Source organism: Pseudomonas sp. rhizo25, assembly GCF_031931935.1.
Taxonomy (GTDB): Bacteria; Pseudomonadota; Gammaproteobacteria; order Pseudomonadales; family Pseudomonadaceae; genus Aquipseudomonas; species Aquipseudomonas synxantha.
In genome coordinates this window covers 22,046-45,373 of the sequence record NZ_JAUJXA010000026.1, presented here as the reverse complement: position 1 = coordinate 45,373, position 23,328 = coordinate 22,046, and the positions used below count along the sequence as shown (strand labels likewise).

At 58.9% G+C, this 23,328-nt stretch carries 22 protein-coding genes and 1 tRNA gene; 7 read left to right on the top strand and 16 right to left on the bottom strand.

From position 1 onward, the window contains the following. The first annotated feature begins 21 nt into the window (after positions 1-21). The 3 genes from QZR30_RS27140 (at position 22) to QZR30_RS27130 (ending at position 2,569) form a co-directional block, all read left to right on the top strand. Positions 22-660: a DUF6708 domain-containing protein gene (locus QZR30_RS27140; RefSeq protein WP_311904695.1), complete on the top strand. Its 639-nt coding sequence runs from the start codon at positions 22-24 to the stop codon at positions 658-660. Between the two features lie 372 nt (positions 661-1,032). Beyond that, complete coding sequence (locus QZR30_RS27135) at positions 1,033-1,290, top strand: RHS repeat domain-containing protein (RefSeq protein WP_068966854.1); 258 nt, start codon at positions 1,033-1,035, stop codon at positions 1,288-1,290. 979 nt (positions 1,291-2,269) lie between these two features. Next, positions 2,270-2,569: a hypothetical protein gene (locus QZR30_RS27130; protein ID WP_056846083.1), complete on the top strand. Its 300-nt coding sequence runs from the start codon at positions 2,270-2,272 to the stop codon at positions 2,567-2,569. Here the strand turns inward: QZR30_RS27130 and QZR30_RS27125 are convergent. Beyond that, entirely contained in the window at positions 2,508-2,693 is a 186-nt protein-coding gene (locus tag QZR30_RS27125) for a DUF2165 domain-containing protein (protein WP_233518751.1), read from the bottom strand. The two genes, QZR30_RS27130 and QZR30_RS27125, sit on opposite strands and share 62 nt — an antisense overlap. Between QZR30_RS27125 and QZR30_RS27120 the strand changes: the two genes are divergently transcribed. Continuing rightward, a complete protein-coding gene (locus QZR30_RS27120) occupies positions 2,602-2,823 on the top strand; it encodes a hypothetical protein (RefSeq protein ID WP_046072007.1) in 222 nt (73 codons plus the stop codon). The two genes, QZR30_RS27125 and QZR30_RS27120, sit on opposite strands and share 92 nt — an antisense overlap. A 22-nt stretch (positions 2,824-2,845) precedes the next feature. On the opposite strand, the gene QZR30_RS27115 is transcribed toward QZR30_RS27120, so the two are convergent. The 5 genes from QZR30_RS27115 to QZR30_RS27095 all read right to left on the bottom strand — a co-directional run bounded on the left by QZR30_RS27115 (position 2,846) and on the right by QZR30_RS27095 (position 6,558). Continuing rightward, a tRNA-Gly gene (locus QZR30_RS27115) sits at positions 2,846-2,921 on the bottom strand. Between the two features lie 60 nt (positions 2,922-2,981). Beyond that, entirely contained in the window at positions 2,982-3,542 is a 561-nt protein-coding gene (gene pgsA, locus QZR30_RS27110) for a CDP-diacylglycerol--glycerol-3-phosphate 3-phosphatidyltransferase (protein WP_034119069.1), read from the bottom strand. A gap of 32 nt (positions 3,543-3,574) precedes the next feature. After that, positions 3,575-5,398, bottom strand: a complete 1,824-nt coding sequence (gene uvrC / locus QZR30_RS27105) for an excinuclease ABC subunit UvrC (RefSeq protein ID WP_043050236.1) — start codon at positions 5,396-5,398, stop codon at positions 3,575-3,577. 1 nt (position 5,399) lies between these two features. After that, positions 5,400-6,041: a response regulator transcription factor GacA gene (gacA, locus tag QZR30_RS27100; protein WP_003190387.1), complete on the bottom strand. Its 642-nt coding sequence runs from the start codon at positions 6,039-6,041 to the stop codon at positions 5,400-5,402. Between the two features lie 151 nt (positions 6,042-6,192). Further along, on the bottom strand, positions 6,193-6,558 hold the full coding sequence (locus QZR30_RS27095) for a helix-turn-helix domain-containing protein (protein ID WP_046072006.1): 366 nt from the start codon (positions 6,556-6,558) through the stop codon (positions 6,193-6,195). Between the two features lie 82 nt (positions 6,559-6,640). Here QZR30_RS27095 and QZR30_RS27090 point away from each other — a divergent pair, with 82 nt between their 5' ends. Next, positions 6,641-6,880: a DNA-binding protein gene (locus QZR30_RS27090; RefSeq protein WP_046072005.1), complete on the top strand. Its 240-nt coding sequence runs from the start codon at positions 6,641-6,643 to the stop codon at positions 6,878-6,880. 35 nt (positions 6,881-6,915) lie between these two features. Here QZR30_RS27090 and QZR30_RS27085 read toward each other — a convergent pair whose 3' ends face one another. Then, entirely contained in the window at positions 6,916-7,362 is a 447-nt protein-coding gene (locus QZR30_RS27085; protein ID WP_046072004.1) for a GNAT family N-acetyltransferase, read from the bottom strand. After that, on the bottom strand, positions 7,363-8,112 hold the full coding sequence (locus QZR30_RS27080; RefSeq protein ID WP_311904691.1) for a carbon-nitrogen hydrolase family protein: 750 nt from the start codon (positions 8,110-8,112) through the stop codon (positions 7,363-7,365). A 617-nt stretch (positions 8,113-8,729) separates the two neighbouring features. On the opposite strand from QZR30_RS27080, the gene QZR30_RS27075 reads away from it, so the two are divergent. Then, entirely contained in the window at positions 8,730-9,812 is a 1,083-nt protein-coding gene (locus tag QZR30_RS27075; RefSeq protein WP_046072002.1) for a 3-deoxy-7-phosphoheptulonate synthase, read from the top strand. Positions 9,813-10,038: 226 nt separating this feature from the next. Here QZR30_RS27075 and QZR30_RS27070 read toward each other — a convergent pair whose 3' ends face one another. The 8 genes from QZR30_RS27070 to QZR30_RS27035 form a co-directional block, all read right to left on the bottom strand. After that, entirely contained in the window at positions 10,039-10,461 is a 423-nt protein-coding gene (locus tag QZR30_RS27070) for a chemotaxis protein CheY (RefSeq protein WP_046072001.1), read from the bottom strand. A gap of 134 nt (positions 10,462-10,595) precedes the next feature. Further along, a complete protein-coding gene (locus QZR30_RS27065; protein WP_311904690.1) occupies positions 10,596-14,210 on the bottom strand; it encodes a transporter substrate-binding domain-containing protein in 3,615 nt (1,204 codons plus the stop codon). Between the two features lies 1 nt (position 14,211). Continuing rightward, on the bottom strand, positions 14,212-14,838 hold the full coding sequence (locus tag QZR30_RS27060; RefSeq protein ID WP_046072000.1) for a response regulator transcription factor: 627 nt from the start codon (positions 14,836-14,838) through the stop codon (positions 14,212-14,214). Positions 14,839-15,127: 289 nt separating this feature from the next. Further along, on the bottom strand, positions 15,128-15,844 hold the full coding sequence (locus QZR30_RS27055) for an MgtC/SapB family protein (protein WP_043050227.1): 717 nt from the start codon (positions 15,842-15,844) through the stop codon (positions 15,128-15,130). A 129-nt stretch (positions 15,845-15,973) separates the two neighbouring features. Next, the gene (mgtA, locus tag QZR30_RS27050; RefSeq protein WP_311904689.1) at positions 15,974-18,679 is read right to left on the bottom strand and encodes a magnesium-translocating P-type ATPase; all 2,706 of its coding nucleotides are present in this window, start codon (positions 18,677-18,679) and stop codon (positions 15,974-15,976) included. 562 nt (positions 18,680-19,241) lie between these two features. Then, positions 19,242-19,586: an FKBP-type peptidyl-prolyl cis-trans isomerase gene (locus QZR30_RS27045; RefSeq protein WP_311904687.1), complete on the bottom strand. Its 345-nt coding sequence runs from the start codon at positions 19,584-19,586 to the stop codon at positions 19,242-19,244. A gap of 334 nt (positions 19,587-19,920) precedes the next feature. Next, entirely contained in the window at positions 19,921-20,541 is a 621-nt protein-coding gene (locus QZR30_RS27040) for a transglycosylase SLT domain-containing protein (RefSeq protein ID WP_056846090.1), read from the bottom strand. Positions 20,542-20,619: 78 nt separating this feature from the next. After that, positions 20,620-21,588, bottom strand: a complete 969-nt coding sequence (locus QZR30_RS27035; protein ID WP_046071992.1) for a hypothetical protein — start codon at positions 21,586-21,588, stop codon at positions 20,620-20,622. Positions 21,589-21,791: 203 nt separating this feature from the next. Here QZR30_RS27035 and QZR30_RS27030 point away from each other — a divergent pair, with 203 nt between their 5' ends. Next, positions 21,792-23,288 carry a PAS domain S-box protein gene (locus QZR30_RS27030; RefSeq protein WP_046071991.1) on the top strand — a complete coding sequence of 499 codons (1,497 nt, stop codon included), beginning with the start codon at positions 21,792-21,794 and terminating at the stop codon, positions 23,286-23,288. Positions 23,289-23,328: the final 40 nt, after the last annotated feature.

The window sequence follows — 23,328 nt, the reverse complement described above, 5'->3', positions numbered from 1 at the left end:
CTGGCACGCGCTACAGTGAGAATGCGTGGCGTGGGCATTTGGTGTGCCGCATTCCTATTTGCAATGACACTGTCCTTAACAATGTTCCTAATAATGATTCACGCCAGTTCTCCAACACCTTCGTCTTTGTTATCCAAATTATTGGAGCTTATCCCGATAGGCATCGGCTTATGGCTAGGAAGTTACTTCTGGCGAATGGACGTTGCCCCTCCCCGCGACGAACCCATCCGCTTTAACCGCTTCCGACGCAAAGTCTATGTTTACCGCTTTTACCGCGACGGCCTCAGACCCTTCAGCCGCACCGCCTGGGGCGTTCGGGCCGAAGTCTATGACTGGGATAACCTGCGTGCCGAAGCCTGCAACGTGTACGGCCCCATGGGCAGTGGCGGCCTCATCGAAACCGTCACCCTCGCCGTGGTCAAACCTGGCACCCACCAGGTAATAGATCGTTTTCATTTCGCCCACGAAATTCAACAAGGCGAAATGTACTGGGCCATGGTCCAACTGTTCATGCAACAGGGCCCGCAAGCCCTGCCTACCTTCCCCCGCCCACCTCGTGACTGGAACAACGAAAACGTGACCTTCAACCTCGCGCGTCGCTTGGCCCCCAAAGTGCGATGGCCAGCCGAAATAGACCTCGAGTCACGCACCGCGCCCTGAATACAAGCCATCAATCGAAGCAGTCTATATCCCTCACGACCTGGCGCCGCCCTACTCGCTGGAAATCCTCCACAGCAGCGCGGTCGGCCAAATCGCGTATATCAGCACCCACCCAAGCGTGCAGACGGCAGCCCGTACCAACTTCCGCTTCTATTAGAGCCACAACCCGATCACGAATGGCGCGTCATTCGCCATTGGGGTAGCGACGGCGAAGAGTACCAATTCGAATACGACCTGGAACGGGGTGAAACCTACGTCACCGACAACCTCGGTCGTCAGGACCATTACTATTGGGGCCCGTTCTACGAGATCTACAAGCATATTGATCCCCTCGGCAATTGCTGGCAGGAGGAAATCATCGCCGGGCAATTGATGAAGAGTGTCGATCCACAGGGCGGCGAATGGCACTACAGCTATGATGACATCGGCCGCCTGATCGAGACGCGCGATCCATTGGGGCGTAGCGAACACATCCGCTACCTGCGGCACTGGGCATTGCCTGTCGAAGTCACCAACACTGCCGGGCGTACCTATCGCTCCAGCTACGATGCCCAGGGCAACCTGCTCTGGGAAGAAGATCCGCTGGTTGCGAGCACATTCACTATCGGGATGACGCCCGCGGCTACCTGATCGAAAGCCATCACCCGGACCTCTCAGGCACTGCATAGGACCCGATCTGCGGTAGCGTCCCCCTCATCGCGTGTTTTCCACCTCCATTGAAAGATCGCTCCTACATCTTTGCCAAGCACTTCCGACGGCCCCATCTGAAATACCCAACAGTCACGAAAAATAACGAGCTCTTTTCCAAAATAAACGTTATGTATTCAGTTGTACTGGGCAAGAAGCCCACGTCTCCATTCACCTCATGAAGAATCAGGATCATGCCAAGTACTCCACACTCTCCCACACTGCGTACTGCCCCCGGTACATCCCTGCACCCCCACCAGCTCACTCGAGAGGAAGAGCAACTGGTGCGCAACTACCGTTGCTTGTCGGAACAGGATCGTGAAGCGGTGCGATGCCTGATGTTTGCGGTCAGGGAAACCAGCGGGTCCGAATGCCCTCACCCATAAAAAGTGACGCCGTCATGGGGCGGCGGACGATGAAGTATCTGCGGGGTTGGATACGTTGCCGGGAGCCTGTCGCCAACACCCTCCCGTCCAGAAGTCGATAACCGTTGCGAGCCGTTCCTTGCTCCTTGTGTAACTCCCTGTCTTTTTTTGCCCCGTTCACGATGCGGGCTCGCTGGGTATAAACACGACGCTCACCTAGCCCAATTTCTATGCCGCAAAGCCCCGTCGGTTGAACATGACAACGCGCTCATTTCAATCAGACATGGGCCGTTTCCATAGCTTGATCAATCAGCGTCCGCCGCGTGACCGATAAGCAACAACGGGCCGCTAAACCCTGCTGTAGCTGATTTCCTACAGCTCCAGAAATATCTGCCGTGGGTTCCGTCTCGATTTCGTCCAAGTGATTGTGGGAGCAATTACGTGTTCCTAGACTCCGCAGCCGTAGGGCAAATCCCTGTCCCTTCGAAGATTCGAACAAGCGGCATGTAGCAAAACTCCCTGCTCGCTGCCGCCGCCACTCGCAAGGAGCCACACCCGTGACCAGAACCTCAACCACTCTCTTACTGTTTGTACTGGCCAGCCTGCTAACAGGCTGCTCCACCACCCCCAATGTTCTGCAGATGCACAAAGTCACCGCCGAGGCGATCGGCCTCGCTTCAACGGATGAGCTGACTATGGGCCCAGTGACCAAAGGCAAGGAAGACTTCCTAGGTGGTGCTGAACTGACGTTTAAAGCCACGACAGCAAAAGGACGCGTATTCAACTGCTCGACATTCATGACCCCGGGCATCCTGCTTGAGCCGCCGACGTACTCGCGCCTGACCTGCACGAAGTAAGCCCGACATCCGGTGCGGGCATCGCGTGCGACATGACGACCCTGCCGGAGAAAGTGGCGTCCAGGCTCAGTAATTGCTGGTCGAAGTTGAAATTTGAGGTGCTGGCGGTGAGGTTATTGAACACCGCCAGCGCGGCGAAGGCCGCTGACAGTAAGATGCCCATTACTGCCGGAACGAGCGTTTTGCTCCAACAACAAAAAAGACGCCAAAGCGTCTATTTCACAAATCACGGGCAAAAAAAAGCCACTCGTTAGAGTGGCTTTTTTCTTTAATGCTTGGAGCGGGAAACGAGACTCGAACTCGCGACCCCGACCTTGGCAAGGTCGTGCTCTACCAACTGAGCTATTCCCGCTTGGTGATGCGCATTGTATAGAATCCTCAGCACCCGTCAAGCCCTTGATTCAAAAAAGTTTTATTTCTTTTCAACGGTGGTACGTAGGTGGGGCCAGGCGGCGCGCAGGTATTGGAGCATGGACCACAGGGTCAAGCCGGCGGCGATCAGCAGCAAGGCGTAGCCCGTAAGGACCCAGAACGAGAAGTCCGATGGGTTGGCCAGCAGGATGACCAGCGCGAGCATCTGCGCGGCGGTTTTCCATTTGCCCATGTTCGACACGGCGACGTGAGCGCGGGCGCCGATTTCGGCCATCCATTCGCGCAGGGCCGAGACGACGATCTCGCGACCGATGATCACCGCAGCCGGCAGGGTCAGCCACAGGTTGCCGTGCTCCTGCACCAGCAGCACCAGGGCGACCGCCACCATGAGCTTGTCGGCCACCGGGTCGAGGAACGCGCCAAAGGGCGTGCTCTGTTCCAGGCGGCGGGCCAGGTAGCCGTCGAGCCAGTCGGTGGCGGCTGCGAAGGCGAACACGGAGCTTGAGGCTACATAGCTCCATTCATACGGCAAATAAAACAACAATATGAAAATCGGGATAAGCAGGACGCGTAGAACGGTAATCAGATTAGGGATATTCATCGGCACAACTGGCTACGAGGTGAGAAGGCATTCTATTCGCTGTGCAGGTTTGCATAAATCAGCTCAGCGAGCTTTTTACTGATACCGGGTGCTTTGGCTATCTCGTCAATGCTGGCACGGGACAGCTCCTGCAAGCCACCAAAATGTTTAAGCAAGTCGCGACGCCGTGTCGGACCTACCCCGGCAACCCCTTCCAGGGTTGAGGTTCGCCGGGTTTTGCCACGCCGCGCCCGGTGGCCGGTAATGGCGAAACGGTGGGCTTCGTCGCGGATCTGTTGAATCAGGTGCAGCGCGGGTGAGTCGCCCTTCAAAGTGAACTCATGGGCGGCATCATTCAAGTACAACGTCTCGAAACCGGCCTTGCGCGTGGTGCCCTTGGCCACGCCGAGCAGGATCAGGTCGGGCACGGCCAATTCGTTGAGCACGTCTCGCGCCATGGATAACTGGCCCTTGCCGCCGTCTACCAGCAGGATATCGGGCAGCTTGCCCTCCCCGTCCTTTAATTTGCTGAAACGCCGCGTGAGGGCCTGGTGCATCGCCGCGTAATCGTCCCCGGCGGTAACGCCTTCGATGTTGTAGCGCCGGTAGTCGGATTTGATCGGCCCTTCCGGCCCGAACACCACGCAAGAGGCGACCGTGGCCTCACCGCTGGAGTGGCTGATGTCGTAGCATTCCAGGCGCTGGGGCGGCTCGTCCAGGTTGAGGACCTCGGCCAAGGCTTCGAAGCGTGCGGCAACGTGCTGTCGATTGGCCAGGCGTGCGCCCAGGGCCTGTTCGGCGTTGGTCACCGCCAATTGCTGCCAGCGCGCGCGGGTGCCGCGTACGCGATGGCTGATGTCCAGCTCACGGCCGCGCAGCTCGTGGATGGCCTCAATCAAGGTGGGAAAGTCTTCATGTACCACGTTGACGATCAGTTCCGACGGCAGGTCGCGCTCGGGGCTGCTGACGTAGTACTGACCAAGGAACGCGGCCATCACCTCAGCGACGTCTTCGTCGATACCGGTCTGCGGGAAGAAGTTCTTGCTGCCTAGCACCCGGCCAGCGCGCACGCTGATCAGGTGCACGCAGGCACCACCCGGGTTGACGAAGGCGGCGATCACATCGACGTCGCCGGTGCCGCCTTCCATGCTTTGCTGGTCCTGGACCCGGCGCAGCAAAGAGATCTGGTCGCGCAGTTCGGCGGCCTTCTCGAAATCCAGAGTGCTGGCGGCTTGCTCCATGGCCACGGACAGCTCATCGGTGAGCGCATTGCTGCGCCCTTCGAGGAACATTACCGAGTGGCGCACATCCTCGGCGTACTCTGCCGGTTCCACCAAGCCTACGCAGGGCGCCTTGCAGCGCTTGATCTGGTATTGCAGGCACGGCCGCGTGCGGTTCTTGTAGAAGCTGTCTTCGCACTGGCGCACAAAAAAGGTTTTTTGCAGCAGGCTCAGGCTTTCACGAATCGCGCCCGCGCTGGGATAGGGGCCGAAGTACTTGCCCTTCTGCTTCTTCGCCCCACGGTGAATGCTCAGGCGTGGGAAATCGCCGTCCGATAGAAACACATAGGGATAGGATTTATCGTCGCGCAGCAGGATGTTGTAGGGCGGCCGCCATTCCTTGATCAGCGTCTGCTCAAGCAGCAGCGCCTCGGTTTCATTGGCGGTGATGGTGGTTTCCACCTGGGCGATGCGCGCCACCAAAGCGGCGGTTTTCGGCGCCAGGCCGGTCTTGCGGAAGTAGCTCGCCAGACGGTTCTTCAGGTTCTTGGCTTTGCCCACGTACAGCAGGCGTGCCTCGCTGTCGAACATGCGATACACGCCGGGGCGGCCACTGCAGGTCGAGAGAAAGGCACTTGGATCAAACGGTGTGGTCATGTCAGGCGCTGGCGTCCACCATGCCGTGGCGCACCGCGAGCAGGGTCAATTCAACATCACTGCTGATGGCGAGCTTCTCGAAGATACGATAGCGGTAGGTGTTGACGGTCTTGGGCGACAGGCACAGCTTGTCGGAGATCGTCTGCACCTTCTGGCAACCGACGATCATCAGGGCAATCTGGATTTCCCGCTCCGACAGCGCATCGAACGGCGAATCGCTGGTGGGCTGGAAAGACTTGATGGCCAATTGCTGGGCAATCTGCGGGCTGATATAGCGTTGGCCGGCAAACACCAGGCGAATGGCTTGCACCATCTCCGCCAGGCCCGCGCCTTTAGTGAGATAACCGGCTGCACCGGCCTGCAAGAGGCGAGTCGGAAACGGGTCTTCCTCGCACACCGTCACCACCACGACCTTGATGTCGGGATGGCTGCGCAATAATTTGGTCGTGGCGCCCAGGCCGCCGATGCCCGGCATCTTGACGTCCATCAACACCACATCGGGTTTCAACTCTCGGGCCTTGATCAGGGATTCCTCCCCGGACTCGGCCTGGCCGACTACTTGCAGGCCGTCGATGTCAGCCAGCATTCGTGTAATGCCTGTACGAACGAGATCATGGTCATCGACTACTAGCACCCTAATCAAGCAGACACCTCGCGATATGGTCTTATAGATTGCTGAACACCTTAGCAAAAAACCAAGGCGCAGACCTAGGTGCAAGTGGCATATATATAGAGTTTTGACGCGCTGCGGCTGTTTGCCGGGAGGCAAACAGCGTTGTTTCCTGGGTGAAAGGTCAGGAATCCGGGGCGGTAGGCTTGGATTTTCCGTTCAATACGGATGAATGCTCGGCCAATGTGCTGGTCAAGCGACGGATTGCATCCTGGTCTTCCTTGAACATGGCGCGGTAGTTACCCAATACTTTTTCTTCGACCTGGCTGAGGTTATCCAGTTGGATTGGCGTTGGGCTGCCGGTCAACACGTAAAGGAGGTCCACACCTCTTTCGGCGACACGAGACAGATAGTCGGCCTTGGGTGCACGACCGCCATTTTCATATTTGCCTTGTGCGTTGGCTTCCACGCCTCCTATTTCACCAAAAACTTTCTGCGACAGGCCAAGCCGCTCTCTTTCTTGCCTTAAGCGCGAACCGATTCCACTCATTTGGATGTATGATCCTAGATTGGCACACCCCAAGAGGTGACACACCATCACTTCGTTAAACAAACTTGAACGGTTTTGAACTATGCCCGGTATCCGCACTGCTGCACAAGCCAAGGCTTGGCTTGAACACCAAGGAAAGTCAGTTCAAGCGTTTGCCCGGGAGCATGGCGTGGACCCGGCAACCACCTATCAAGTGCTCGCTGGGCGAAAAAAGGGACGGCGTGGAGAGGCCCATAAGGTGGCGGTCCTGTTGGGCATGAAAGAAGGGATTATCGTGGATGAGCCAGAAGCTCGAACCCAAGATCAGCAAGGCGTTAACTGACAGCAGTATGCGCTTATTCGCACGGCGTGACTGTTTTAGTCCGAGGTGAGTGCCCGACACTCACGCTCCATGCGCCAGAAGCAGTCCTCTTCACCCACGATACTCAACCCCTGGCGCTGATACAGCCCTCTTGCCGGGTTGGTCTTGAATACCGTCAAGCGTAACAAGCCCAGGCCCTCGGTATGTGTCTTGAGCGCCATCTGCTCCAGCACCCAACTGCCCGCCCCCTGCTTGCGGCAGCGCTCCAGCATGTGCAGCTCGCGGATATACAGAGCTTTCTCGTCGCGACTCAGGCTGACAAACCCCATTACGCCATCATCGTTGCACACCAGCCAGTTTTCGCGACCCGCCCATGCAGTATCGAAGCCGGCGTTGGACCACAACAAGCCGTACTGCAGGTAATAGCGGTTCATGGCTTCATAGGTGAGGCTTCGGGCAAAGGGCAGGTCTTGGTCCGTCGCCTGGCGCAAGTGAAACGTCATTCAGAGGGCTACCACTTGGCCAGTCCACAACCCGCCTTCGCGACGGGCGATCACCAACGCGTCGCCGACACCGGGCGCAGCGGCAAGCAAATTGCCATCTGCGCTCCAGACCGCACTGCGGCCTGCGCAAACCCAGCCTCCCGAAGGGCCACCATGATTAGCCATCAGTACCAGCATGCCATGCTCAGCCGCATAGCCTTGAAGCAGCGCGCTGTCCGCCGCGTACCCACCCTCGCTGACCAGCACTCCGGCGGCATATACCGTGGCGCCCGATTCCGCCGCCAGGCGTGGGTGACTGGCGTGGGAAAAGTCCGCACACACCGCCAGCGCAATGCGCTCATCTTCCCATCCCAGAATCTCGCCACCCTGCCCGGCCGTAAATGCCAGCTCTTCTCCAGAGTGCAGATGCTGCTTGGTGTAGACGCCAATTGAACCGTCCGCTCCCAGCACGAGCGCACCAATCAGTACACCCGCTTGTGGCGCCAACTGCACCGGCATGCCCACCACAGCTGTCATACGCAACTCCCGCGCCATTTCACGCAACGGAGCCAATACGTCACTCTCGGGGGCGATAGCCAGGTCCGCCGCCAGGAATGGTTCATAGCCCGTCAACGACAGTTCCGGAAACACCAACCATTGCACACCGTGCTCGGCCGCAGCCTGCATCATGACCAGGTGCCGTTGGATATTGGCCGCAACATCGCCCGCAATGGAAAGGGTTTGCGCCGCAGCAAGGGTCAAGGCAGTCATGGTCGCGTCCTGGCAATCATTGTTTAAGTGTCATCAGCATATCGGCACACACCCATAGTCGTAAGTCCCCCACGCAATAGAAATTACTGATTGAATCCAACCGTACGCCTCTAGTAAGCTCCCCCCAACATTTGGAGAGCTACTCATGTTGCAACTCACCCACACTCAGGTTTGCCCTGCTGCCAGCGCCTCGCGCTCGGTGTCGGCTACCCGCGTGAACGGTTCGAGCGCACTGGCTGGCTTTTATTTTGGGTATTGGTTTAGCCACTGGCGCGCCTGATACCTGAAATCGGCGCCCACTACTCAAGGGGTCGCCTACCAGAGAAATCTAAACCCCCGGTCGGCTCCCCGACCGGGGGTTTTGTTTTTTCAGCCTCTTTTTATTTTGTTTGATCAAGAACTTAAAGGAACCGCGCCATGAACTACACCACTTATTACCGCTACGACACTTGCACTGCATGGCGATTTAGCCAGCTCCGTTCGGGACAGCCTGCCGCCTCCGACCGGTCACCTCTTGGTGGCAAGCCAACACGTACAGCCGATACGGCCAATTGTCGAACACCCCAGTAGGCCAAGCGTGCGGGAATCACCCGCCGCTTGCCCAGGAAGCCTTGAATATGAACTCCTCCGTCGCCGCTTTGCCCGTCTCTGCCCTGAACAGCGCCAATGAAGCCTTGACCCAGCGCCTGCCCAGCTCCCTGGAGCTCAAGCATCAGTTGCCCCTCAGCCCGTTCCTCAATGAACAGATCCACGCCCATCGCCAAGCTACGCGCGCCATCCTCAATGGCGAAGACTCACGCTTACTGGTGATTGTCGGACCGTGCTCGATCCACGATCCGGAATCTGCCATGGAATACGCACGCAACCTGAAGAAGCTCGCGCTTGAAGTCAGCGACCAGATGCTGCTGGTAATCCGTGCCTACGTCGAAAAACCCCGCACCACCATCGGTTGGAAAGGCCTGGCCTACGATCCGCACCTGGATGGCAGCGATGACATGGCCGCCGGCCTGAGGCTCTCGCGGGAGCTGATGCGCGAAATGCTGCGCCTGGGCCTGCCGGTCGCTACCGAGCTGCTGCAACCCATGGCCGCCGGCTACTTCGATGACCTGCTCAGTTGGGTCGCGATTGGTGCACGCACCACTGAGTCGCAGATCCACCGCGAGATGGCCAGCGGGCTGGGCATGCCTGTGGGTTTCAAGAACGGCACCGACGGGGGCGTCGCGATTGCCTGTGATGCGATGCGCTCCGCCTCACACCCCCACCGCCACTTCGGCGTCGACAGCCAGGGCCATCCGGCGATCATCCAGACCCCGGGCAACCCCGACACCCACTTGGTGCTGCGCGGCGGTCATCGTGGGCCGAACTACGATGCGCAAAGCGTCGCCCATATCAAGCATGACCTGGCCAAGTCCAAGGTGGCTGCGCGGATCATGGTCGATTGCAGCCATGCCAACAGCGGCAAGGACCCGTTGCGTCAACCGGCAGTATTCAACGAGGTACTGGAACAGCGCTTGCAGGGCGATACATCGCTGATCGGCATGATGCTTGAAAGCCACCTGTTCGAGGGTTGCCAGCCGTTGAGCGCGTCGATGAAATACGGCGTATCGGTGACCGATGGTTGCCTGGGGTGGGACGCTACCGAGCAACTGCTGCGCACTGCGGCAGAGCGCTTGCGCGAACACCACAAAACAGCAGATTGACGCAGGGCAAAATGTGAGGCTTGCCCTGATGTCAGTCAGTTAGAGCTTTTTGTAGGGAGAGCTTGCTCGCGAAAAACTTACCGGCGCCGCGTTCATTCAGAAAGCCCGCGTTATCGTTGACGTTTTTTCGCGAGCAAGCTCGCTCCTACAGGACGCGCCAGCAGATTGCCGACCTGGAGCGTGGCCATCGCTTGACCAGCCCCAAGGGCATCGCGCCGAAGTGGGACTAGGCCCCGGCCACCGGCATACGGGACAACTCCCGCAGCCACGGCAATACCCGCAGGCCTTGACTGGCCTCGGGTGGGTCGATGATGTCCATGAAGTGTTCGAGCCTGAGGTTATCCGGCACCCCGGGCAGGCGTACCCGCAGCCCTGGCATTAGGCCCGTGGGCGTATTCGATTGCGGGTGGTCATAGACCAATACATGGCGCACCTGGGCCTTAGGCTCACAGATAGGGGTCATCAGCCTCGCGTTGATGATCAGTACATCGAAGGGCTCGGCCGGAATGGCGGTCAGGATCTGCACCTCCTCGAGCGTTTGCACCGGCACAATCCGGTAATACCCCAACTGGTTGAGCATTTTCTCGATGTATAAACGTTGCAGATGCTGCTCATCGGCAATCAGGATGGTCAGTGCTTTGTTCGGCATGGCAAACCCCTGGACAGGCTGTGCTCGGCAGTGAGCGCGACCCATTTTCCAGACATATGCCGACGACAAAATCAGGCATATTCCCCGTTCACGTAGGAGTTCTCCCAAATTCTCCGAATGGTGATCCACCGCAGTCAAGGCTGATTGCAATAAACGCTCAGGCCATGATGCAAGGTATCAATCGCTTCACCCACTTCCTCGACCGTCGGCCCCAATGACTGACGGTCCTGCTGTTCACACACCTGTTCCAATGCCTCACAACAGCTGATCAACCCCTGAGCCTTGACCATCCGAGCGCCGCCTTTGGCGCGATGGGCCAGATCGTGGAGCTTGGCGAAGTCTGCGTGGCTTTGCAGCGGGGCCAGCAAGGCACGATCGGCCTTCAGGCTCTCGAGCAACGGCGCCAGCAACTCGATAAGCGCGGGGCGGTCATCACCTGTCAACACAATCAGCGAACTTAAGTCAAAAGCCGCCAGGTGCAGGGCAGCAGGCTCGGTCGCGCGCGTCGCCAACGCTGATCGCAAATCGTCAAGCCCGGTAGGCTTGAAGAGACAGCCATCCATGCCTGCTTGCCGACAGCGTTCGGTTTCTTCCGGTTGTGCGTTGGCGGTGAACCCCAACAGCAGGCAAGGCGACAATCCCCGCTCGCGTTCTTGTGCACGGATATCCTGTGCCAACTGATAGCCGTTCTTGTAGGGCATATTGCAATCGGTAATGACGCAATCGAACTGACCACTGCGCCACTGTTCGAGCCCCTGTACACCATCCTCGGCGGTGATGATGCGGTGCCCGAGGAAGCTCAATTGCCGGGCCAGCAACAAACGGTTGGCCGGATAGTCATCGACCACCAGGATGCTCAGCGCGCGGTTCGGGGGGGCCAAGTCTTCCATTGGCGCAGCGTGCGCGGGCACTCTATTGGTCATGGCCAATGCCAACGTCACATCCACCCGGGTGCCCTGCCCCAGCACACTGTTCAAATGCAGTTGGCCACCCATCATTTCGCACAAATTGCGGCTGATCACCAAGCCCAGCCCAGAACCGCTGCGCGCCGACTGCTCGTTGTTGCTGCCCTGGATAAAGAGGCTGAACAATCGCTGCTGGTCTTGGACACTGATACCAATGCCAGTGTCCTGCACCCACAACTGCAAGCGCAATCGCTCGCCTTCCAGGCCTGCCTTGGCCCCAAGTGTTACCTGGCCATTGGCCGTGAATTTAATCGCATTGCTCAGCAGGTTCGACACCACCTGCTTGAAGCGTAGCGGGTCGACCAGCACCACCCGATCAATCAATGGGTCAAGTTCCACCTGCAGCGCCAGCCCCTTGGCCCGCGCCAACCCTTCGAACACACGTGCCAGCGATGCCAGCAGTTCTTGCAGGTTGGCTGGTTCAAGGGCCAGGGACAAATGCCCAGCCTCGATTCGCGCGATATCGAGAATATCGCCGATCAATTCCAGCATGCCGCGCGAGGCCACCGATGCCACCTCCAGCGCATCCCGGTCGGCGCGCCCCTGCTCGGCATTTTTCAGAGCCAGCTCGATCATGCCGATCACGGCATTCATTGGCGTCCGAATCTCATGGCTCATGGTTGCCAGAAAGGTCGTCTTGGCCCGGCTGGCAGCGTCGGCATCGTCCTTGGCTTCCTGCAACTGGCGAAGCAAGCGCTGCCGCTCGCTCACATCCACCCAGCCGGCAATCATGCCCACCACCTTATCGTCGCCATCGCGGTACGGCAGCATCCACTGGTAAATCGTCAGGATCTCGCCACTGGGCACCTTGAGTATCCGATCATGAATCTGCGGCTCGCCACCGGCCATCAGGCGCAGATAATCCTCATGAAACGACTGGGCCTGGGGCAGGTTGCTGGTGTCGGTTTCCACCACGGTCCTGCCGATCACGTCTTCGAGCTTGTACCCAAAAACGTCGAGATAAGCGTTATTGCAGGCCATCAGCCGCCCTTGGCGGTCGCGCACATAAATCGGGTGCGGGGTTCCGTCAATCAATACGCTCATGAAACGCATCTGGTCGCTCAACGCCCGCTCGGCCTGCACGCGCTTATGAATCAGGCTGCGCAGATAGATGACCCAACCCAGCGTGATCACCAGCAAAAGTGCTGCCAGCCCGAAGCCCTGGAGGATGACGTTGCGATGGCGCAACCAATAGCTGTCCTCGATGATGATCTCATTGCGCCAATGCCCGATCAGCTCGTCCATTTCTTGCGGCGTGATGCTCAGCAGCGCCTTGTCCAGGATCGAATAAAGCTCCAATTGACTGCGATTGACCCCGAATGTCACGCGTGCCGGCTCGGTGCCGACAGTGCTGGCGATACGCAAACGGTCGCGATAATCCCGGGCTATCACATAGCGCGCACTGATCAGCGAGTTTACCGCGCCGTCGGCGTCGCCTTTGGCCACCAACGCCATGGCTTGCTCCGGGTTTTCCACATCCACAAACGCGATGCCGGGAAAATTCTGCGCGATTTCATCGTGCAGGCCGTTGCCGGTTACCATTGCCAGGCGTTTGCCGAGCATATCTTCCAGGGTGGCCGGGCTGTAGTCTCCGCCACGTGTCACCAGCACAAAGGGGTTGGTGAGGTAGGGACGGGTAAACCGCACCTTCTCGGCGCGCTCGACACTGGGGGTCACGACCGCCAGCATATCCGCCGTGCCCGCATTGACGATATTGATCTGGCGCGGTAACGAGGTGCCCGGCACCACATCGAACTTCAAGCCGGTACGCAAGCTGATACGCGCCAACACCTCAGCACTCAACCCTTCGAACTGCCCTTGATCATTGATGAATGACAGCGGCAGGAAGTTGTTCAGCACTGCGACCTTGACCCGTGGATGCTTCTGCACCCAGCGCTGCTCACTGGCACTCAGTTGCAACCGATCAACGCCGACGATACCGAGGTTGCCCCCACTCCAACGACGCAGGATTTCCATCTGCTCACTGGCAGGAATCGCCTCCAGCGCGGCGTTGAGGATGGGCGATAGACGTGTATTGTCCCGAGCCACGGCGAAGGCAAACGGGTTGACTTCCAGGGTCGAAAAATCGGCCATGCGCACATTATTGAGGTGGTTACGGTTGATCAGGTAATTGGTGCTGATGGCGTCCCCCAGATACACATCGGCACGACCAAATGCCACGGCGCCGATGGCTTCGAAGGTCGACGCAAACAGCTCCAACTGGGCATCGGGGTAAAAGGCGCGTACAGCGTCGGGCTGCATGTAGTGGTACAGCATCGCCACACGCTTGCCCGCCAGGTCGTCACTCAACACCTGGCTTTCACCGGTGCGGGTGACCAGGGTCGGTTGATCATTGGCGTAGGAGCGAGACAGATGCAGTTGCGGGTCGGCCGCTTCGTAGCCGTTGGCAGACCCGAGAAAATCCACGGCCCCCTGTTTGAGGGCTTCGATCACTTCATCCCGGGTGTCGTAGCGCCGGACTTCGACGGCGATATGCAGAGCCTGGCCGATCAGTGCGGCAAAATCGGCAGTTATGCCTTCGAGTTCGTGGTTGTTATTGGTCAGGTCAAAAGGCGCGTAATCGGGGGCGGAAACCCCCATCAACAGCGTGCGCCGCTCGCGCAGCCAACGCCAATCTGCCTCGTCCAGTGTCACTTCGGGGGTTTCAATATGAGAATGCCCCAGCAGTCGCAAAGCGTGGGGCTCGTCAAGGGCCACCGCGATCAGGGGTAACAGGCTCATCCAAAGGATCGTGGCGAACCTCGTAAACGCGGTGGTGATCATTTCAGATCAGATGGTTGCGCTGGGCAAACTTGGATAAATGCACTACCGAGGACATACGCAACTTCTCCTTGAGTCGAGTCTTGTAAGTGCTGATGGTCTTGTGGCTCAACAGCATCTGCTCGGCAATTTCCTTGTTGCCCAGCCCCAGGGCCAGTTTTTGCAGTACGGTCAATTCACGGTCAGACAGGCATTCGATCATCTGTCGCTCCGTTTCTTGCAAGTCGTCACGGCGTACCGAGCTGGTCGGCAAACTGGGGAAGCAACTGTAGCCCGACATGATCGCCTTAATGGCCTTTTGTAACTCGTCCAACTCGCCGGTCTTGGCCACAAACCCCATGGCTCCGGCGCGCATGCAGCGGGTGGAAAAGAACACCGCAAGATAAGAGGTGAGCACCAAGATGCGGCACGGCAGGCCCTGGGTCTTGATGCGGTGGATCACTTCCAGCCCACCCAGCTTTGGCATCGCCAGGTCGAGGATGATCAAATCTGGGCGCTGTTCCCTTGCCAACTGCATGGCATCTGCACCATCACCTGCCTGATAGATGTTGTCGAACCCTTCCAACTGCAGCAGATGCTTGACCGTTGCACGGATAAACGGATGGTCGTCCACAATTAATGCTTTGCTCATAAACTTCCCTATACGGACAAAATACCCTTACACATCACATCGGGCCTGGGTACCTGTGAGAAATAACAGTTCCGACCAACGGCACTGCGCAAACTCAGGAAGATAACCAAGCGATGCCAGGCCCATTCAATTGCAACACCACACGCACAGCAGCCGGGCCTTGTGGGCCCTCCAGCTGTAAGTGCCCAACCTTAACAATGCATAAATATTTAGATTGAAGGGATAATCCTGACTACTTGTAGGATTTTTCCACGATCAAGTTTAGCCACCCGCGGCATATCCATAACGCTCAGTCGGTGGTACTCGGGCTCCAGAATGCCTGTACCACCAGAGTCGAGGTCGAGATGCGCGCCACCAGCGCATCCAGCTCGTCGCCATCGACTGACGTCGCCGCCAGGGTGGCCTCGATTTCCACTTCTTCGCTGCCGAACGGTCGCACGTCGACATCGCTGGCCGGGTAGTTGCAGCGGGCCAACTCGGCTTCCAGCAACACCATCACCGCCTGTTGCTGACTGCGCCGCGCAATCACATAGAGGATGTTGGTAACCTCCGCCGACACCACGTCCAACGGCTGGCGGTTGATGTTATTGACGATCGGCCGCAGCAAGGTGTTGGCCGCCAGCACAAATAACGTGCCCAGCAACGCCTCAAGGATCAGGTCGGCGCCGGCACAGGCACCCACTGCCGCCGAGGCCCAAAGGGTGGCGGCGGTATTGAGCCCGCGCACATTGCCTTCTTCACGCATGATCACGCCGGCGCCGAGGAAGCCGATGCCCGACACTACGTAGGCGACCACGCGTACTGCGCCTTCCGCGCCGCCCAGGCGGTTGGCCATGTCGACAAAAATTGCCGCGCCGACCGCCACCAGTACGTTGGTGCGCAAGCCAGCGGTGCGCTGGCGGTACTGGCGCTCGAAGCCGATCAGGCCCCCGAGGATAAACGCCGCACTGAGGCTGACTACCGTGTCGACCAGGGAGTTGAGGTTGATGTTGTTGATTGCCTGCATAAAAAGATCTCCATGACCTGATGACCTGTAGAAGCGAGCTTGCTCGCGAAAAACCTGAGGGCGGCGCGGTGCGTCAGAAGGCCCGCGTCATCGTTAACGATTCTCGCAGGCAAGCCCGCTCCTACAGGGTTATTGCCAGCCGAACCGGCGGATATAAAAGCCCTTCACCGCCTGGGTCAGCGCCATGTACGCCAGCAGAATCACCGGCAAAAATACGAAATACAGCGACGGCAGCGCCTGCAATTTGAAGTAGTGCGCCAGCGGCCCCATCGGCAGGAAAATCCCGACGGCCATGATCACCCCGGTCATCAGCATCAACGGCAGCGCCGCGCGGCTTTGCAGGAAGGGGATTTTCGGGGTACGGATCATGTGCACGATCAGGGTCTGGGTCAGCAGCCCCACCACGAACCAGCCGGATTGGAACAGGGTCTGGTGGTCCGGGGTGTTGGCATCAAACACATACCACATGAGTGCGAACGTGGTGATGTCGAAGATCGAGCTGATCGGCCCGAAAAACAGCATGAAGCGCCCCACCTCCCCTGGCTGCCAGCGTTGCGGCGTGGCGAGCATTTCGTCATCGACGTTATCGAACGGAATCGCAATCTGGGAAATGTCATACAGCAGGTTCTGCACCAGCAAATGCATCGGCAGCATCGGCAGGAACGGGATGAACGCGCTGGCCACCAGCACCGAGAACACGTTGCCGAAGTTGGAGCTGGCCGTCATCTTGATGTACTTGAGCATATTGGCGAAGGTACGCCGACCTTCCAGCACGCCCTCCTCCAGAATCATCAGGCTCTTTTCCAGCAGGATGATGTCAGCGGCTTCCTTGGCGATGTCCACCGCGCCGTCCACCGAAATACCGATATCGGCCGTGCGCAATGCCGGGGCGTCGTTGATGCCGTCACCCATAAACCCCACCACATGCCCATTGACCTTGAGCAGGCGCACGATGCGCTCCTTGTGGCTGGGCGTGAGCTTGGCGAACACATTGGTGGTTTCCACAGCCTGGGCCAGTTCGGCGTCGTCCATGGCTTCGATATCGTTGCCCATCAGCAGGCCTTGTTGCTCCAGGCCCACTTCGCGGCAGATCTTAGCCGTGACCAGTTCGTTGTCACCGGTCAGCACTTTCACCGCTACGCCATGGGCTTTCAGGGCCTTGAGGGCGGGTGCGGTGCTTTCCTTGGGCGGGTCGAGAAACGCCACGTAGCCGATCAGGGTCAGGTTGTTTTCATCCGCCAGGCTGTAGGTGTCACGCCCGGCCGGCATCGGCTGCGCCGCCACCGCCACCACACGCAGCCCTTCTTCGTTAAAGGCCGCGGTCACTTGGCGAATGCGCGCCAGTAGTTCTTCGCTCAGAGCTTCATTGACGTCGCCGTGGCGCACGCTGGTGCACACCGACAAGATCTCCTCCACCGCACCTTTGCAGATCAACAGGTGCGGCCGGTCCTGCTCGGCCACCACCACTGACATGCGGCGGCGGTTGAAGTCGAAGGGGATCTCATCGACCTTATGGAACGCGGTGCCGACTTTCAGCTCGCGATGGATTTCCACGTGCTCAAGCACCGCCACGTCCAGCAGGTTTTTCAGGCCGGTCTGGTAGTAGCTGTTGAGGTAGGCCATTTCCAGTACGTCGTCGGACTCCTCACCCCACACGTCCACATGGCGCGCCAGGAATATCTTGTCCTGGGTCAGCGTGCCGGTCTTGTCGGTGCACAGCACGTCCATGGCGCCGAAGTTCTGGATCGCGTCCAGGCGCTTGACGATGACCTTCTTGCGCGACAGGAATACCGCGCCCTTGGCCAAGGTCGAGGTGACGATCATCGGCAGCATTTCGGGGGTCAGGCCGACGGCGATCGACAGCGCAAACAACAGCGCCTCGGTCCAATCGCCCTTGGTGAAACCGTTGATGAACAACACCAGCGGCGCCATCACGAACATAAAGCGGATCAGCAACCAGCTGACCTTGTTGACCCCGTGCTGGAACGAAGTGGTCGCGCGATCAGTGGCCGTGACACGTTGGGCCAACGCACCGAAATAGGTATTGTTGCCGGTAGCCAGGACCACCGCAGTAGCGGCGCCGGACACCACGTTGGTGCCCATGAACAGGATGTTCTCCAACTCCAGCGGGTTGCGGGTATGGGCATCCTGCTGGTGGGTGAATTTCTCCACCGGCATGGATTCACCGGTCATCGCCGCCTGGCTGACGAACAGGTCCTTGGCGCTGAGCACGCGGCAGTCAGCGGGAATCATGTCACCGGCCGACAATACAATCAGGTCGCCCGGCACCAGTTGCTTGATCGGCAGTTCAATACGCTTGGCGGCATCGCGGCGCAGTACGGTGGCGGTGTTGCTCACCATGGCCTTCAAGGCGTCGGCCGCCTTGTTCGACTTGGCCTCCTGCCAAAAGCGCAACAGGGTCGACAGCACCACCATGGAAAAAATCACCGTGGCGGCCTTCATGTCCTCGGTCAGCCAGGAGATCACTGCCAGCAACGTCAGCAGCAGGTTGAACGGGTTCTTGTAGCAGTGCCACAGGTGCACCCACCACGGCAGCGGCTGCTCATGCTCGACTTCGTTGAGGCCGTATTGCACACGCAGGGCGTCGGCCTCCTGGATAGTGAGCCCCGCCGAATGACTGCCCAGCACACCCAGCAACTGCACGGCACTGCCATTGGCCGCAGCCACCAGGGTGTGCGCCAGGTTTGGCGGGACTTCGCGGCTGACGCTGGCGTCGGTAACGGTTTCGAGCATTGCCAGCCGGCGAAAATGCCGGGCGATATGCCGGGTCCGCAGGAAGCCGGCGAAGAACTCTTTGAGCAGCGTGAGGTTCATGATGTTACTCCTGCGCGAGGAAAACCCGTCGTGCAGGTACTGCCCATCCGCACCGCGCCCGTCACACAGGCACAGCCGAACCTGGCCCGCCCACCGTAAAAAAGGCAGGCGCGTCCGTAGCATCCCGAGGTTACCCAGGTGCTGGTCAGCGTCGATGAGAGGGATTCAGGCAGGCGCCAGGACTGGCCACTGCCGGGATGCCGCTTCTCGCTTTGTGAGGCGAGACAACGGCATCTGGAACATGCGCGTTATCTTGCCAAGTATGCGCCGGTTACCGAGACCGGCCGACAACTGTCACTCGAACAAGTACCCACTGAGGGTCTCCGCTATTGATGAAAACGCGCGAAGCTTACGCCGCGATCTGAGCGGAGTAAACCGTAGGAAAGTTACCGCGTGAGGAATAAGAAGATTCTTCAGGATGGGTTCAGGAATTGTATTTTTGAAACCACTGAAGTTTGGATGTGAGAGGGGCTTGCTCCCGATAGCAGAGTGTCAGCCAATGATGTGATGACTGATGCAACGCCATCGGGAGCAAGCCCCCTCCCACCCTTATAGGCGCTACTCAGTCATCCCGGGTCAGCACTTCCAGCAACTCGATCTCAAAGCGCAAGTCGCTGTTGGGCTTGATATGCGCGCCCATGGAGCGCTCGCCGTAGGCCAGGTGCGCCGGTACATGCAACGTGCGTACACCGCCGACTTGCATACCCATCAACCCCTGGTCCCAGCCCTTGATCACGCGACCGGTGCCAATCACGCACTGGAACGGCTTGCCCCGCTCCCACGAAGAATCGAACTCGGTGCCATCTTCCAGGGTGCCGGTGTATTGGGTCGTGATCAGCGCGCCCTTGACCACGGTTTTTCCAGTGCCCGGGCGGATGTCGGTGATCTGCAGTTCGTCGTTGCTCATAGGGGGCTCGTTGAAGGCGTGAAAGGCTGAGGTTTTCCCAGAATCGGCTGGGTTTGGCAAGTGTAGGAACAGTCGGAACAATGACATTTCCCTTTAACTTGAAGGACGTTTCCGAGAGAATCCCAACCGCTTGCGCCGCTCACATTGCGTGGCTAGTCTTCGTTGCCAACAGTCTCGCCACAGATCCAGCGTCGTACCGCAATCTACTGTGGGAGGGGGCTTGCTCCCGATGGCGGCGCATCAGCCACCTCATCATTGGCTGACACTCTGCTATCGGGAGCAAGCCCCCTCCCACATTTAATCTGCCTGCATCCAAAGGTCGCTGTGTCGGCCTTTACAACCAATGCCAGAACCGGCTCCAGAACCCGCGCCCCAACTCATTCTTGCACCCGGCATATTGCCGTGCGTACATCTGCGAACGCGCCTGCACCTTGCTCGCCACCGGTAGCAGCCAGGCTTTGCTGGCGTAGGTGCGCTGGCGGTAGCCGCCCCAGCCTTCGTGGTAGTTCAGGTATTGGCCATAAGCGTCGTATTTGTAGACGCCATTGATGGTGTAGGTCTTGTCCATGTACCAGCCGATAAAGTCGATGGCGTCGTCGAAGTCTTCGCGATCAGCGCCGCTGCGGCCGGTGGCTTTGCGGTAGTCGTTCCACACTTCATCCTTGGCCTGGGCGTAGCCCGAAGCGGTGGACACGCGGCCCCAGGGGATGATCCACAGCAGGTATTTACGCGGGGTCTTGGCGTCGTGGCGAAAGCCCGATTCCTGATACATGATGGCCAGCGGCACCTGGATCGGTACGCCCCAACGCTTTTGCGTGACCTTGGCGGCGTCGTACCAGTCATCCTTTTCGCGAAAGATGCCGCAGATATCGTTCGGCGTGCGCGGCGGCGAGGTGCCGCACGCCGCCAACAGAGAGGTGAGTAATAACAGTCCTGCGGCTTTGCCTGCGCTCAAGGTGCACCTTTGCGTGATACGGGTAAAATGCCAGCATTTTACCCGTTCACACAGGCGGCGTCCTTGCCGCAGACAGTTTTAAGCCAATGGCACGCGACGGGTAGTCAACGCGATACGGCCGATAAAGAAGCTCAAGGCCGCGCCCAACAGCAGCATAGCCAAGGTGCTCCAGGCGGCGCGGGACAGTTGCTTGGCCGCTACTTCACCGGCTTCACGGGCTTTCTGCTCAGCCTGTTGCTTGAGCTGCTCGACCTTCTGCATGGCTTGCTGATAAGCCTGGGCATAGTTATCAACGATCTGCGTCGCTTCTTCTTTGCTCTTGCCGGTGCGGGCAGCAACGATGTTGACCAATGCTTCTTTATCCGCCGCATTCAGCGCCGGTTCGCCGGAGGCTTTGACACGTTCGAACCACTGCTTCAACTCATCGCCGGCCTGGGCAGGGTTGGTCGCTGCATCGGTAGCCGATTGCTTGCCATCAGCGCCAGCCTGGTCGGCTTTCTGCTCGACATTAGCCGGGTCCAGTTCAGCCTTGCCACTCTGCTTGAGCAAGGTGTCCAACTGGCCTTGCAGGCTGTTCCAGTCAAGCTGGATGCCTTGCTCGTTCAACTGCTGCTTGAGGCTGTTGCCGATCCCCGGCGCAGCGGCGGCAATGCCACTGCCGGCAGCTGACAGGCCTTTGCCCACTACGTTGCCGGCAGTGCCGACAACGCTGGCGGCCAAACCAGCCAGCAGCCAGGTAGTGAGCAAAGTGGTCAGGGTCCAGGTCAATACGCCGTGCAGGCCACCACGATCCGGTGCGGTGCGCCCGGCCACGAAGGCACCCAGCGCAACAGCCACCAACGTCGAGACAAACAGCCAGATGCCCGCGCCGGTGCCGAAACCGTTCAAGGGGTTACCCGCTTCCATGGGGTCCACAGCGCTGGCGCCAATAGCCGTACCCAACACACTCAATACCAGGTAGGTCACCAGTGCGATTGCACTACCGGCCAGTACCGAACTCCACGACACACGGAATAGCGATCGATTGGTTTCATAGACAGTGGTCATACAAAGGTCCTTTTCAGTTTCAGGAGCAAGGCAATGCGCCTTGTGGAGTGGGAGTGTGGCGAAACGACATACGTTCAGTCGTGGGCCATATGCACCAGGCCAGGTAGTGCATTCGCACTGCCCCTGGGTTAATTGCTCTGCACTATCCTGAAGCCGGGATGTCGTAGTCCCATGCGCCCTAGACACGCCCTCACGGAGAAGTTATGACCCAGGATGTTCTCGCCAAAGAAACCAACCGCCGTCAATTGCAGCAGATCATCTCCGGGCTGTCCGACGGCGTGATTCTGGCCGAGGTCGACCAGACCATCCTCTGGGCCAATGAGGCCGCGCTGGCCATGCATGGAGTCAGCGAAGTCGAGGAGCTCGGCGCGAACACCGAGGCGTACGCCGAGCGTTTCGCTCTGCGCTATCGCAACAATCATCCGTTACAGCTGGACAGCTACCCCTTAAGCCGCGTAGCAGCCGGTGAAGAGTTCAGCGATGTGGTGGTGGAGGTCACCCCCGCCGCAGATGAAAGTCGTCACTGGGTACATCGTTTGCGCAGCCTGGTGTTGACTGACGCCAAGGGCGAGCCGGAGCTGCTGGTGCTGATCCTCAGCGACGCCACCGAATGGGCCAGCGCCGAGCAGCGCTTCGAGAAAACCTTCAACGCCAACCCGGCGCCTGCAGTGATCTGTCGCTTGAGCGATCTGCGTTATATCAAGGTCAACCAGGGCTTCCTGGAGATGACCGGCTACAACCGCGACCAGGTCATCGGCAAGTCCGTGTATGAACTGGATGTGCTGGAGCAAGCAGAGCGCAAGGACCTGGCCATCGAGCGCCTGGGCGAAGGCGCGACCATCCCGCAGATGCAGGCCGAACTGAAACTGCCCGAAGGCGGCAGCAAACTAGTGATTGTGGCCGGTCAGCCATTGGACATGAACGAGGAAGACTGCATGCTGTTTTCCTTTACCGACCTGGAGCCCAGGCGCAAAGCGGAAATTGCCCTGCGCCAGAGTGAAGAGCGCTTCGCCAAATCCTTCCGCCTGACGCCAGTGCCGACCCTGGTGTGCAGCGCCGTCAACCGCCAAGTAGTGGATATCAACGAAGCCTTCATGACGATCACCGGTTATATCAGTGAGGAACTGATCGGCAAATCCATCGAAGAAATCAACTTTATCGACAGCCCCCAGGCCGGTGCGCAACTGTTTGCCACACTGGAGAAAGCCGGCAACCTCGACGGCCAGGACCTCAAGGTGCGCAAGAAAGGCAACGAGGTGATCGATTGCGTGGTGTCCGCCGATACCGTGATCATTCAGGACGTGCCCTGCTACCTGATGGTGCTGATGAACATCACCGAACGCAAACGCTCTGAGCTTGAGCTGGTAGCGGCCATTGAGGAGGTGATGCAGGACGCATCATGGTTCAGCCAGACCCTGATCGAAAAACTGGCCAACGCCAAAAGCGTCAATAGCCCAAACCTGCCCAATGTAGCCTTCACCGACCTGACCGCCCGGGAGCGTGATGTGCTGGGCCTGATCTGCGAGGGTCTGGCCGACAAAGAGATCGCATCGCGCCTGAAACTGGCACCCAATACCGTGCGTAACCATGTGGCTACGGTGTATTCAAAGCTGGGGGTGCACAGCCGCAGTGCAGCCATCGTCTGGGCCCGTGAACGCGGGCTGTTTGCCGGCGAATTGCGGGTTAAAAACAAACGCTGAACATACAAATGCACTAGTCCACCTAGTGCGAATTCGCCTT